We start from the raw sequence: 12,468 nt of genomic DNA, 5'->3' as shown, positions 1-12,468 counted from the left end.
GGCTCCCGGGGAGAGGGCCTTCAGCCGGGCTCCCGGGGAGAGGGCCCGCAGCCGGACCCCCGGGAAGAGGACCCACAGCCGGACCCCCGGGGAGAGCGCCTTAAGCCGGGCTCCCGGAAGAGGATCCGCAGCCGGACCCCCGGGGAAGAGGACCCGCAGCCGGGCTCCCGGGGAGAGGGCCCGCAGCCGGACCCCCGGGAAAGGACCGCAAGGGCGCGTCCGGCGGATCCTGACCGGGCCTGCCGGAAACGCGCTAGTCCTGCCCGTACCGGGGGTCGACCGACTCGGGGGCCAGCCCCAGCAGCTCGGCGACCTGCTCGACGACGACCTCGTGCACGAGCAGGGCGCGCTCGTCGCGGCTCTTCGTGCGGATCTCGACGGGCCGCCGGTAGACGACGATCTGCGCGGGCCGCCCCTTGTCCGCCGACACCGCGCTGCCGAGCGGAACGACCTCCTCCGGGGTGCCGGGCACATCGAGGACGACGAAATCGACCTCGGCCAGCTGGGGCCAGCGCCGCTCCAGCCGCTCCACCGAGTCCTGGACCAGATCACGGAAGGTCTCGCCCCGGCTGGCCGACAGCGGCACCTGCGGTGGCGCGACCGGCCCGCGCATACCGCGGCCATGACGGTCACGGCGCCTGGGCCGTGGCTCGAACGGGTGGGGAGGTACGGAGCTGTCCATCACCGACGCAGCGTAACGCTCCGGGGACCGAGGTGATCGGGGAGACGACACGGCCGCGCCGACCGTCGGCGCCGCCCCGCGTCACTCCTACGCCCCCCTACCTTTCGCCGGCGTTCCTCGGCGACGGAGGCGTGTCACCCTCCTCGCCTCCGGATGTCCGTAGTTGAACATTTCAGCCAAGGTTGAGCCCTTTTCAGGCCCGTAATCCGATCATTGACCGTGCTCCCGACGCCGCGATCCACCCCGCCCGCGATCGGCGCGATCAGCGAGTGATCACCGGACCCCGTTCCCGGCGCAGGTCAGGGTAGCCCCGGGGAGCGCCGCTGTGCCGCAGGTCACAGGGCGACACGGTGGGGTGACCCGTAGGGGAGTCGTCGCGGCCCGCTCAAGAGTGCGGTACCGTCCAACATCGTGAGCCCTGTACGTCGCTGTTCGCGCACTGCGTGCGGCCGCCCTGCCGTCGCGACACTGACGTACGTCTATGCCGATTCGACTGCGGTCCTCGGCCCGCTCGCCACCTACGCCGAGCCCCACTGTTACGACCTCTGCGCCGAACACAGTGAGCGGCTTACCGCGCCACGGGGCTGGGAAGTGGTGCGGCTCTCCGACGGCTCCGCACCGGCTCACCCCAGCGGCGACGACCTCGAAGCACTGGCCAACGCGGTCCGCGAGGCGGCACGCCCGCACGACCGGGGCCCGGACGGCGGAGGCCGGGGCCCCCGCTCCGCCGACCCGGTGGAAGTGGCCCGCCGGGGCCACCTGAGGGTGCTGCGCTCCCCCGACTCCTGAGGCCGACACCTGGGGCCCTGACCGGCCGGGTAGTTTGGGCGGTCCGTAAAGACCCCAGGAGGACCGGCCGTGGTTGCTGATCTGTCGCAGCTCGTGAAGGCGTACGACGTGCGCGGAGTGGTGCCCGACCAGTGGGACGAGTCGCTGGCCGAACTCTTCGGGGCGGCGTTCGTCCAGGTCACAGCCGCGGACGCGATCGTGATCGGCCACGACATGCGCCCGACCTCACCCGCCCTGGCCGGCGCCTTCGCGCGCGGCGCGGCGGCCCGCGGCGCGGACGTCACGCTCATCGGCCTGTGCTCGACGGACCAGCTGTACTACGCGTCGGGAGCGCTCGGCCTCCCCGGGGCGATGTTCACGGCCTCGCACAACCCGGCGCAGTACAACGGCATCAAGATGTGCTGGGCGGGCGCGGCCCCGGTCGGCCAGGACACCGGCCTGGCCGAGATCCGCACCCTGGTCGAGCAGTGGTCGGAAGGAGCCCCCGGGCCCGCCGCCGCCCCGCGCCCCGGCACGATCACGGAACGCGACACCCTCACCGACTACGCGTCCCACCTCCTCGGCCTGGTCGACCTGATGGCGATCCGCCCCCTGAAGGTCGTGGTGGACGCGGGCAACGGCATGGGCGGCCACACGGTCCCCACGGTCTTCGGAGGCCTCCCGCTCGACCTCGTACCGATGTACTTCGACCTGGACGGGACCTTCCCCAACCACGAGGCCAATCCCCTCGACCCCAAGAACATCGTCGACCTCCAGGCCCGCGTCCTCGCCGAGGGCGCCGACCTGGGCCTCGCCTTCGACGGCGACGCGGACCGCTGCTTCGTGGTCGACGAGCGGGGCGCGGGCGTCTCCCCGTCCGCGATCACGGCCCTGGTCGCCGCCCGAGAACTGGCCCGCAACGGTGGCGAGGGCATCGTCATCCACAACCTGATCACCTCCTGGTCCGTCCCCGAGGTGGTCCGCGAGAACGGCGGCACCCCGGTCCGCACCCGGGTCGGCCACTCCTTCATCAAGACGGAGATGGCCGAGCACGGCGCGATCTTCGGCGGCGAGCACTCGGCGCACTACTACTTCCGCGACTTCTGGAACGCCGATACGGGCATGCTCGCCGCCCTCCACGTACTCGCGGCACTCGGCGGCCAGCAGAAGCCGCTCTCCGAGCTGGTGGCGGAGTACGACCGCTACACCGGCTCGGGCGAGATCAACTCCACCGTCGCCGACCAGACCGCCAGCCTGACCAAGGTCAAGGCGGCCTACGGCACCCGCGAGGGCGTCACCTTCGACGACCTGGACGGCCTCACGGTGACGGCCACCGACTGGTGGTTCAACCTCCGCGCCTCGAACACGGAACCGCTGCTGCGCCTGAACGTCGAGGCGAGTGACGAGGAGACGATGACAGCGGTACGCGACGAGGTCCTGAGCCTGATCCGCGCAGCCTGACGTCCAAGGCCCCGCCCGATCCAGCCCCGTCGACCCCTCCTGCCCAATCCAGCGCCGGGGCCCCCGCCCCGCCCCTCCTGCCCGCTCCAGCGCCGTGGCCCCGCTCCGCCCCCCCGCCCGCTCCAGCGCAGTGGCCCCCGCCCCGCCCCCCGCTCCAGCCCCTCCGGCGTTTGAGGAGCGGGCGCCGTGGCCACCCGTCCGCTCCAGCCCCTCCGGCGTTTGAGGAGCGGGGTCCGGGGCGGAGCCCCGGTTACGGGAAGGGGTGGGGCGGGGAGAGGCCCGCCGCAGGCGCCCCACCGCCGCAGGTGCCCCACCCCCCCCCCGGGGGACTCCCGCACCCCACCCAGCCCCAGCCCCAGCCCCCGGCCCCGCCCCCCACGCCCCCCCACGCCATCCCCCGTTTCCTCCCCCCGGCCAGGCCGCGCCCCCTCCACCCCAGCGGTAGGCTGACGACGCCTGATCCACGCGGATCGGAACTCGCATGCTCGAAGGGACTCACCCCATGGCGCTCGAAGCCGGCCTCCTGGAGATCCTGGCCTGCCCGGCCTGCCACTCCCCGCTCGACGACCGTTCGGCGGCCGACAGCCCCGAGCTGGTCTGCACGGGCGACGACTGCGGCCTGGCCTACCCGGTCCGGGACGGCATCCCGGTCCTCCTCGTCGACGAGGCCCGCCGCCCCGCCTGACCGCGAGCGACCCACGTACGGGCAGGACGGCACCCGGCAGCGCACAGCGGCCGGGCCCGACCGACCACAGCGGGGCGGACCGCAGGCGGGCCACCATTTCGGCCCCGGCCGCCAGGCCGGGCCGGGCGGACACGCCACCAGCCCCCGCACCGCGCCCGTTCCCGCAGCCCGCACCCCACCCGGTGATCGGAGGCCCACCGCCATGCTCGACGAGTCCTTGCTCGACGCCCCGGAAGCCCTGGCCCGAGCCGACCGCCGCGATCTGCTGCGCGGTGCCGCCGAGGCCGGCGCCCGGGTCCGTACCGCCGCCCGGCACGCGGCCGAGGCCGGTATCGGCGGCCTGAACCCGGAGGGCCGGCCCCGGGCCGTCCTCGTCGCGGGCCCCGGCACCGCGGCCTGCGGGGTCGCCGACCTGATCGGCGCCCTGGCAGGCGCGGCCGCCCCCGTCGTACGCATCAACCCCACGGGCGTCGCCCCCGCCCCCGGCGCCCTCCGCTGGGCCCTGCCCGGCTGGGCCGGATCCGTGGACCTGCTCCTCATCGCGACCGCCGACGGTTCCGAGCCGGGCCTCGCCCTGCTCGCCGAGCAGGCCTACCGCCGCGGCTGCACCGTCGTCGCGGTCGCCCCCACCCGCTCACCGCTGCGCGAGGCGGTCGACGGGGTGCACGGCCTGGTCGTCCCGATGGCGGCCGCCCCGCACGGCGAGTACGACGCGGAGACCTCGGCCGCCGGCCCCGGCACCCTCTGGGCGCTGCTCACACCCCTGCTGGCGCTCCTGGACCGGGTCGGCCTGGTGACCGCGCCCCCGGAGGACCTGCAGAAGGTGGCGGACCGCCTGGACCGCACCGCGGAACGCTGCGGCCCGGCCATCGCCACGTACAGCAACCCGGCCAAGACGCTCGCCGCCGAGCTCGCCGACAGCCTGCCGCTGCTGTGGACGGAAGGGGACGCCGCGGGCCCGGTGGGGCGCCGCTTCGCCGCCGTACTGTCCGAACTGGCCGGCCGCCCCGCCCTGGCCGCGGAACTGCCGGAGGCGCTGCCCTCGCACGGCGGGCTTCTGGCCGGGGACTTCGCGGCCGGCGCGGACCCCGACGACTTCTTCCGCGACCGGGTCGACGAGGGAGAGACGCTGCGGGCCCGGGTGGTCCTGCTCCGGGACCGCCCGACGGGAGGCCTCAGCGCCTACCCGGCGGCCCGGGAACTGGCGCTCGGCCACGACACACCCGTGAGCGAGCTGGAGCCGGAGGAGGGCAGCGAGCTGGAAGCCGTGGCGGAACTCCTCGCGATCACCGACTTCGCGGCGGTCTACCTGTCGCTGGCCGCGGCCCCCCAGCCCTGACGGAAGCCCACACACTCCGGCCACCCCCACGACGCCGGCCCCTCACGTACCACTGATACTCCTGGTGCACACACCGCACAGCGCCGTTCACGACGGCACCCCGACCCACGGCCCGCGCCGCGAACCACCGCACCGCCGAACCACCGCACCGCGAACCACCGCACCGCGCCCGACCCACCCGAGGACGACTCCATGGACCGGCTGTCCAACACCGTGCGCCCCTACGCCTGGGGGTCCACCACGGCGATTCCCGCCCTGCTCGGCATCGCCCCCACCGGCGAACCGCAGGCCGAGATGTGGATGGGAGCCCACCCCGGAGCGCCCTCACGTATCACCCGTACCACCGCGGCCGGTGAGACGGAGCTGGTCCTCACCGAGGCCATCGACGCCGACCCGGAAGGCGAGCTCGGCGGGCCGACCGTCGCCCGGTTCGGCCCCCGCCTCCCCTTCCTCCTGAAGCTCCTTGCCGCCGGCGCCCCCCTCTCCCTCCAGGTCCACCCGAACCTGGACCAGGCCCGTGAGGGGTACGCGGACGAGGAGGCCCGGGGCGTCCCGATCGACGCCCCGCACCGCACGTACAAGGACGCGAACCACAAGCCCGAACTGATCTGCGCCCTCACCCCCTTCGACGGACTCTGCGGCTTCCGCCGGCCCACCGAGGCGGCGGACGCGATGGAGGCGCTGGGAGTCGACTCCCTCAAGCCGTACGTGGACCTCCTCCGCGCCCACCCCGAGGAGGCCGCCCTCCGCGAGGTGCTCACGGCGATCCTCGGCGCGAACCCGGCGGAGATGGCCGAGACCGTCGCCGAGGCCGCGGCCGCCGCGGAACGTCTCGGCGGTGCCCACGCCCCGTACGCCCGCATCGCCCACCACTTCCCCGGCGACCCCGGGGTACTGGCGGCCATGCTGCTGAACTACGTACAACTCCAGCCCGGGGAAGCCCTGTTCCTCGGCGCAGGCGTCCCGCACGCCTATCTCGACGGCCTCGGCGTCGAGATCATGGCCAACTCGGACAACGTGCTGCGCTGCGGACTGACCCCCAAGCACATCGACGTCCCCGAACTCCTGCGGATCGTCCGGTTCGAGGCCACCGAGCCCGGCGTGCTGCGTCCGGAGGCGGCCCCGTCGGGCGAGGAGCTCTACGAAACGCCGGTCGACGAGTTCGCCCTGTCCCGCTACACCCTCGCGGCAGGGGCGGCCCCCACCGAACTGACGGCCCCCACCCCCCAGATCCTGCTCTGCACGACAGGCACGGTCACGATCGGCGAACTCGGCCTGACCCCGGGGGAGTCCGTCTACGTCCCGGCCGGCGAGGCGGTCGAGGCGGCAGGCTCGGGCACGGTCTTCCGGGCCACTGTGGCAGCCTGATCCACGAGCCGTCCCGACGGCTGCAACAATGTGCCGCCTCACCGCGGCGGCACGTGCCGCGCACCGACGAAGGGACACCACGCACTCATGAGCGCGTCAGGCGGAACCAAGGCGATCGTGGCGGCACTCGTCGCCAACCTCTCGATCGCCGTGGCCAAATTCGTAGCGTTCCTCTTCAGTGGTTCCTCGTCGATGCTCGCGGAGAGCGTCCACTCGCTCGCCGACTCGGGCAACCAGGGACTCCTGCTGCTCGGCGGCAAGAAGGCGAAGCGCGAGGCCACTCCCCAGCACCCCTTCGGCTACGGGCGCGAGCGCTACATCTACGCGTTCCTCGTCTCCATCGTCCTCTTCTCGGTCGGTGGCATGTTCGCGGTGTACGAGGGCTACGAGAAGATCAAGCACCCGCACGAGATCGAGGCCTGGTACTGGCCGGTCGGGGTGCTGGTCTTCGCGATCATCGCCGAGATCTTCTCCTTCCGTACGGCAATCGTCGAGTCCAACCAGACGCGCGGCGACCGCTCCTGGACCGAGTTCGTCCGCCGGTCCAAGGCGCCCGAACTGCCGGTCGTCCTGCTGGAGGACCTCGGCGCGCTCGTCGGCCTGATCCTGGCGCTCGCGGGCGTCGGCCTGGCCCTCGGCACCGGCAACGGCGTCTGGGACGGCATCGGCACCCTCTGCATCGGCATCCTGCTGATCGTCATCGCGATCGTCCTGGCCGTCGAGACGAAGTCCCTCCTGCTCGGCGAGTCCGCCGGCATCGAGGACGTCGAGAAGATCAAGGCGGCCGTGGTGGACGGCGACACCGTCACCCGCATCATCCACATGCGCACCCTGCACCTCGGCCCCGAGGAGCTGCTGGTCGCCGCCAAGATCGCGGTCCGGCACGACGAGACCGCCGCCGAGGTCGCCGAGGCCATCAACGCCGCCGAGACCCGCATCCGCGCGGCGTGCCCGATCGCCCGGGTCATCTACCTGGAGCCGGACATCTTCGACGCGGACGCCGCCGCGACCGGAGCCAACCCGGGCAAGACCCTCGGCAGCCCGCCCGACGCCCCGAGCGATTCCGGCCACTGACCCACCGCACACCAGCCCCGATCGGCCCGGTGACCCCTCACACACGCCCCTCTCCACGAACGGGCTGGGGCTCACTGGGCCGTTCGGTGTAGATTCGGATACGGATAACAGACGTCGCTGCTGATGGCGGTCGACCGGCTGGCGGGAGCGAGCCGGGCGAGGGACAGAGGGCCTCCGACGGACTGCACTGTGAACGCCCGGGCATTCCTGTGCCCGTCGCGCCGCAGAGTCAGCCCCGACAGCCCACCCTCGACCCATCACGAGGAGCAGCCCGTTATGACGACGGCCACCAACCGCCAGGACTTCAAGGTCGCCGACCTCTCCCTCGCCTCTTTCGGGCGCAAGGAGATCACGCTGGCCGAGCACGAGATGCCCGGCCTGATGTCGATCCGCAAGGAGTTCGCCGCCGCCCAGCCGCTGGCCGGCGCCCGGATCACCGGCTCGCTGCACATGACCGTGCAGACCGCCGTGCTCATCGAGACCCTCGTCGCCCTGGGCGCCGAGGTCCGCTGGGCCTCCTGCAACATCTTCTCCACCCAGGACCACGCCGCCGCCGCCATCGCGGTCGGCCCGAACGGCACTCCGGAAGCCCCCGCGGGCGTCCCGGTCTTCGCCTGGAAGGGCGAGACGCTGGAGGAGTACTGGTGGTGCACGGAGCAGGCGCTGACCTGGCCGAACACCCCCACCGGCGGCCCGAACATGATCCTCGACGACGGTGGCGACGCCACCCTCCTCGTCCACAAGGGCGTCGAGTTCGAGAAGGCCGGTGCAGCCCCGGACCCGTCGACCGCGGACAGCGAGGAGTACGCCCACATCCTCACCCTGCTGAACCGCACCCTCGGCGAGGCCCCGCAGAAGTGGACCCAGCTCGCGTCCGAGATCCGCGGTGTCACCGAGGAGACGACGACGGGCGTGCACCGCCTGTACGAGATGCACCGCGACGGTTCCCTCCTGTTCCCCGCGATCAACGTGAACGACGCGGTGACCAAGTCGAAGTTCGACAACAAGTACGGCTGCCGCCACTCCCTCATCGACGGCATCAACCGCGCCACCGACGTCCTCATCGGCGGCAAGACCGCCGTCGTCTTCGGCTACGGCGACGTGGGCAAGGGCTGCGCGGAGTCCCTGCGCGGCCAGGGCGCCCGCGTGATCATCACGGAGATCGACCCGATCTGCGCGCTCCAGGCGGCGATGGACGGCTACCAGGTCGCCACGCTGGACGACGTCGTGGAGCAGGCGGACATCTTCATCACCACGACGGGCAACAAGGACATCATCATGGCCAAGGACATGGCCCGGATGAAGCACCAGGCGATCGTCGGGAACATCGGCCACTTCGACAACGAGATCGACATGGCCGGTCTCGCGCAGATCGACGGCATCGTCAAGGACGAGGTCAAGCCTCAGGTCCACACCTGGACGTTCGCCGACGGCAAGGTCCTCATCGTTCTGTCCGAGGGCCGCCTCCTCAACCTGGGCAACGCGACCGGACACCCGTCCTTCGTGATGTCCAACAGCTTCGCGGACCAGACGCTCGCGCAGATCGAGCTGTTCACGAAGCCCCAGGAGTACCCGACCGACGTGTACGTGCTGCCCAAGCACCTGGACGAGAAGGTCGCCCGTCTCCACCTCGACGCCCTGGGCGTCAAGCTCACGACGCTGCGTCCCGAGCAGGCGGCGTACATCGGTGTCGAGGTAGAGGGCCCGTACAAGCCCGACCACTACCGCTACTGATCCCTGCGCGGCCACTGATCCACCCTCGGTGTCCGGGAGGCCGGCCTCCCGGACACCGAGCAGCGTCAGACGATCCAGCAGCAGATTCGAGCGCAGGCCCCCGCACCCCCGTGCCGGGGGCCTGCTCCCGTTACCGCCCCCGCACAGCCCGAGGAACCCGAAGGACCCCATGCCCCGCGGCAGGTATTCGCTCCACGACCTTCACGATCACACCCCCCTCGGCGAAGAACACTTCCACTGCGCCCCCGGCCCCTCCGGCTGGCGCTACGTCTCCCAGACCACTTCCCCCTCCGGAGACCACCTCGGCTCCGTCGACCTCGCCCTGGACGAGCTGGGCCGGCCCATCCGCCTCGAACTCCATGCCGCGAGCTGGCAGGTGCGAGGAGCAGCCCTGGAGGGGGTCACCTGGGTCCGGACCGACCCGACCGGCAGCCACGCCACCGAAGGCAACGTCCGTGCCCATACCTTCGCCGGGACATCTCCCGCATTCCTCATCGCCATGACCCGTCTCCTGCGCCTCACCCCCGCTTCCCCGACGACGCGTGTCCGCGTGGTCACCTTCACGGACCCGGTCCTCGCACCCAGGACCGTCGACCAGTCCTGGGCCCTGGTGAACAGTGAAGCGCACACCACTGACAACGGCCCCCTGGTCGTGGACGAATACCAGGTCAGCGCCCTGGACACGGGGGAACAGCACACCGTCCACGTCGCCGGTGACGTGGTTCTCGCGGCACCCGGCATCGAGCTCGAACACCTGGAGACGCCTCCGTCCCCCCGCGCCTCCGGAACCCCGTACGGCCAGGGCCCGTCACCCGGCGCCGGACCGGACACCGCCTAGCCGGGCGGAGCGAACCCGGCCGAGGAAGCACCCCCGCGCCGCTGCACAGAAGCGCCGCCGTGCTCGCCTGCCCCGGCAGCCGTCGGCCCCGCGAAGCGCTCACCCGGCCCACCGGGCCCGCCCGGCACCGCGACTCCACGCGGTCCGGCAGGCAGGGCCGGCACGGGCCCCTCGCCCCGGGGGCCGGAGAACACCCGCCGCGCATCGCGTGACTGCCGTTCATGCACCACCGCGGCCAGGAACCCCGCCGCGGGAACGCCCTGCGGCGCGGCGGCCCCCGTCCGTGCGACCAGTTCACCGGCCAGCCGTTCCGCGATCGAACGCCCCACGCCGGGATCCAGCTGCTGCATCCGCGTCAGGTACTGCCGTATCGCGGACCAGAGTTCGTCCGGTACGGCTGACAGATCCAGCTGTGCGAACCGGCCGACCAGCCAGGGCGGGGGAGGCGGCACGGCGACGGACCGGCCCGTGGCCGCGACGCGTTCCCGGATCACCAGAGTCCCGGCGAACACGTCACCGATCCGGCGCCCCCGCGCCGACACCAGGGACGCGATGGAGGCCAGGGCGCCGAAGGTCAGGAGGATCTCGACGAGCCCCATGGCTCCTCGGACGAGCGCGTGCCGGAACCGGATCGGCCCCCCGTCGTCCCGTACCACCCGCAGCCCGCAGGCCAGCTTCCCCAGTGAGCGGCCATGGCTCAGCGTCTCCACCGCGACCGGACCACCGATCAGGACCAGCAGGAACGAGGCGACACCGATCGCCGCGACGGCGGCCTCGTCCAAAGAAACGGAGGCGATGCCCAGCAGCACCGAGACCAGGATGAAGACGGCGAACGTCACCGCCAGATCAATGGCCGAGGCCAGCGCCCGGCTGGGCAGCCGCGCGGGCCTCAACCCCAGAACGACCGCGTCACCGGTCACCAGCTCACTCATCGGGCCCCACCCTCCGCCGACCTTCTCTGCCCCAGCCGGGCCCAGTCTGCCAAGCTGACCGCCAGCGCGCCGCAGCAGTACGGACCCGTACGCCCCCTTGCCTGGAGCAACAGACGCCCATGGACCTCGACGTCTTCGTCACCGCCCACCGCACGGAGTGGGACCGCCTCGAACATCTCCTGCGCCGAGGGCGCCGCCTCACGGGCGCGGAAGCGGACGAACTGGTCGTCCTCTACCAACGCACGGCGACGCACCTCTCGCTGATCCAGTCGAGCAGTACCGACCCGCTCCTCACGGGACGCCTCACGCAGCTCGTGGCCCGCGCCCGGTCCACGGTGACCGGCACCCGCAAGGCCTCCTGGCGCGACGCGGCCCGGTTCCTCACCACCGGATTCCCGGCTGCGGTCTACCGCTCCCGTCATTGGTGGGTTCCCACCGCCGTGCTCTCGACCGCGCTGGCGGCACTGCTGGGCTGGTGGATAGGCGCCCACCCCGAGGTACAGGCCGCGATCGGGGCGCCGGACGACCTCCGGGCGATGACCCGGCCCGGAGGGGAGTACGAGACCTACTACTCCAGCCATCCGGCGGCGTCGTTCGCGGCACAGGTATGGACGAACAACGCGCAGGCCGCGGCCCTGTGCCTGGTCCTGGGGGCATTCCTCTGCATACCGGTGATCTGGATCCTCTTCCTCAACATGCTCAACCTCGGCGTCGGCATAGGCCTCATGTCCTCCGCTGGCCGCCTCGACGTCTTCCTCGGCCTGGTGCTGCCCCACGGCCTGCTCGAACTCACCGCGGTGTTCGTCGCCGCCGGCACAGGGCTGCGCCTCGGCTGGACCGTGATCGACCCGGGCCCTCTGTCCCGCCGGACCGCCCTGGCCCAGCAGGGCCGGGCAGCACTGGGCATGGCCATCGGCCTGGCGCTGGTGCTGTTCGTCTCCGGACTCATCGAGGGCTTCGTGACCCCGTCCGGCCTCCCGACCTGGGCCCGGATCACCATCGGCATAGCCGCTGAGCTGGCATTTCTCGCCTACGTCTACATCCTGGGCGGCCGAGCGGCCCGCGCCGGCGACACGGGCGACCTCACAGCGGTCGAACGGAGCGCCGAACTTCCCACCGCTGCCTGACCACCGATGTGCTTCGACCTCCGCTGACCTGCTAGTGTCCTCCTCGCCCACAAAACCCGTTGACACGGCAGATGTGGGGAGGTAGATTTGAACGGTTGCCTCGGACTGGACAAGTTCGAGTTGAGCGCGTAATATCTACTCCGCTCGTGCAGGAGTTCTTCATTTATCTCCGCCGGGCCAAATGATTCTCCTTTACCTAACTCACTCGGGTTGTTCGTTCAACCCGTGATCCTCTGATAAAGTCGGATCCGCCGAAAGGCAAGGCCAATCCACAGGCCACCGGAAATCACATTCGGACCGGAAACGGAACGGAAAAGAGTCTGGTAAAGTTGGAACCGCCGGAAAGGGAAAACGCGAAAGCGAAAAACCTGGAAAGCGAAACTGCACGGCCCGCTTCGACCGGGAGTCAGACACTGGAAAGCGTCTGATAGAGTCGGAAACGCAAGACAGCAAGACAAAG

At 71.6% G+C, this 12,468-nt stretch carries 11 protein-coding genes; 9 read left to right on the top strand and 2 right to left on the bottom strand.

The window, feature by feature from the left end:
* Window positions 1–253 precede the first annotated feature (253 nt).
* Window positions 254–682: a metallopeptidase family protein gene (locus ACFWRV_RS27890; RefSeq protein WP_384338517.1), complete on the bottom strand. Its 429-nt coding sequence runs from the start codon at window positions 680–682 to the stop codon at window positions 254–256.
* A 411-nt stretch (window positions 683–1,093) separates the two neighbouring features.
* Between ACFWRV_RS27890 and ACFWRV_RS27885 the strand changes: the two genes are divergently transcribed.
* The 8 genes from ACFWRV_RS27885 (at window position 1,094) to ACFWRV_RS27850 (ending at window position 9,949) form a co-directional block, all read left to right on the top strand.
* Window positions 1,094–1,471, top strand: coding sequence for a DUF3499 domain-containing protein (locus ACFWRV_RS27885; RefSeq protein WP_015608934.1), 378 nt, complete (start codon window positions 1,094–1,096; stop codon window positions 1,469–1,471).
* A 69-nt stretch (window positions 1,472–1,540) separates the two neighbouring features.
* The gene (locus tag ACFWRV_RS27880; RefSeq protein ID WP_384338484.1) at window positions 1,541–2,911 is read left to right on the top strand and encodes a phosphomannomutase/phosphoglucomutase; all 1,371 of its coding nucleotides are present in this window, start codon (window positions 1,541–1,543) and stop codon (window positions 2,909–2,911) included.
* A gap of 502 nt (window positions 2,912–3,413) precedes the next feature.
* Entirely contained in the window at window positions 3,414–3,596 is a 183-nt protein-coding gene (locus ACFWRV_RS27875) for a Trm112 family protein (protein WP_003968734.1), read from the top strand.
* A gap of 202 nt (window positions 3,597–3,798) precedes the next feature.
* Window positions 3,799–4,935, top strand: coding sequence for an SIS domain-containing protein (locus tag ACFWRV_RS27870; protein ID WP_384338483.1), 1,137 nt, complete (start codon window positions 3,799–3,801; stop codon window positions 4,933–4,935).
* 192 nt (window positions 4,936–5,127) lie between these two features.
* Window positions 5,128–6,303 carry a mannose-6-phosphate isomerase, class I gene (gene manA, locus ACFWRV_RS27865; protein ID WP_384338482.1) on the top strand — a complete coding sequence of 392 codons (1,176 nt, stop codon included), beginning with the start codon at window positions 5,128–5,130 and terminating at the stop codon, window positions 6,301–6,303.
* 87 nt (window positions 6,304–6,390) lie between these two features.
* Window positions 6,391–7,377, top strand: coding sequence for a cation diffusion facilitator family transporter (locus ACFWRV_RS27860; protein ID WP_384338481.1), 987 nt, complete (start codon window positions 6,391–6,393; stop codon window positions 7,375–7,377).
* Window positions 7,378–7,653: 276 nt separating this feature from the next.
* Window positions 7,654–9,111 (top strand): adenosylhomocysteinase, encoded by a 1,458-nt coding sequence (ahcY, locus tag ACFWRV_RS27855; protein WP_384338480.1) that lies wholly within the window; start codon window positions 7,654–7,656, stop codon window positions 9,109–9,111.
* 169 nt (window positions 9,112–9,280) lie between these two features.
* Window positions 9,281–9,949, top strand: coding sequence for a hypothetical protein (locus ACFWRV_RS27850; protein ID WP_384338479.1), 669 nt, complete (start codon window positions 9,281–9,283; stop codon window positions 9,947–9,949).
* Here the strand turns inward: ACFWRV_RS27850 and ACFWRV_RS27845 are convergent.
* Entirely contained in the window at window positions 9,946–10,881 is a 936-nt protein-coding gene (locus tag ACFWRV_RS27845) for an RDD family protein (RefSeq protein WP_384338478.1), read from the bottom strand. The genes ACFWRV_RS27850 and ACFWRV_RS27845 overlap by 4 nt on opposite strands.
* Window positions 10,882–11,000: 119 nt before the next feature.
* Between ACFWRV_RS27845 and ACFWRV_RS27840 the strand changes: the two genes are divergently transcribed.
* The gene (locus tag ACFWRV_RS27840) at window positions 11,001–12,008 is read left to right on the top strand and encodes a stage II sporulation protein M (protein WP_384338477.1); all 1,008 of its coding nucleotides are present in this window, start codon (window positions 11,001–11,003) and stop codon (window positions 12,006–12,008) included.
* The last annotated feature ends 460 nt before the right edge of the window (window positions 12,009–12,468 follow it).

The organism is Streptomyces sp. NPDC058576 (assembly GCF_042718715.1).
GTDB lineage: Bacteria > Actinomycetota > Actinomycetes > Streptomycetales > Streptomycetaceae > Streptomyces.
Note: the sequence above shows the minus strand (reverse complement) of the source record. Positions and strands in the feature narration are given on the sequence as shown.

What these genes read in the sequence shown, in the direction of transcription:
- ACFWRV_RS27890 (WP_384338517.1), bottom strand. Translation starts at nt 682, where the DNA reads ATGGACAGCTCCGTACCTCCCCACCCGTTCGAGCCACGGCCCAGGCGC.
- ACFWRV_RS27875 (WP_003968734.1), top strand. Translation starts at nt 3,414, where the DNA reads ATGGCGCTCGAAGCCGGCCTCCTGGAGATCCTGGCCTGCCCGGCCTGC.
- ACFWRV_RS27870 (WP_384338483.1), top strand. Translation starts at nt 3,799, where the DNA reads ATGCTCGACGAGTCCTTGCTCGACGCCCCGGAAGCCCTGGCCCGAGCC.
- manA (WP_384338482.1), top strand. Translation starts at nt 5,128, where the DNA reads ATGGACCGGCTGTCCAACACCGTGCGCCCCTACGCCTGGGGGTCCACC.
- ACFWRV_RS27860 (WP_384338481.1), top strand. Translation starts at nt 6,391, where the DNA reads ATGAGCGCGTCAGGCGGAACCAAGGCGATCGTGGCGGCACTCGTCGCC.
- ahcY (WP_384338480.1), top strand. Translation starts at nt 7,654, where the DNA reads ATGACGACGGCCACCAACCGCCAGGACTTCAAGGTCGCCGACCTCTCC.
- ACFWRV_RS27850 (WP_384338479.1), top strand. Translation starts at nt 9,281, where the DNA reads ATGCCCCGCGGCAGGTATTCGCTCCACGACCTTCACGATCACACCCCC.
- ACFWRV_RS27845 (WP_384338478.1), bottom strand. Translation starts at nt 10,881, where the DNA reads ATGAGTGAGCTGGTGACCGGTGACGCGGTCGTTCTGGGGTTGAGGCCC.
- ACFWRV_RS27840 (WP_384338477.1), top strand. Translation starts at nt 11,001, where the DNA reads ATGGACCTCGACGTCTTCGTCACCGCCCACCGCACGGAGTGGGACCGC.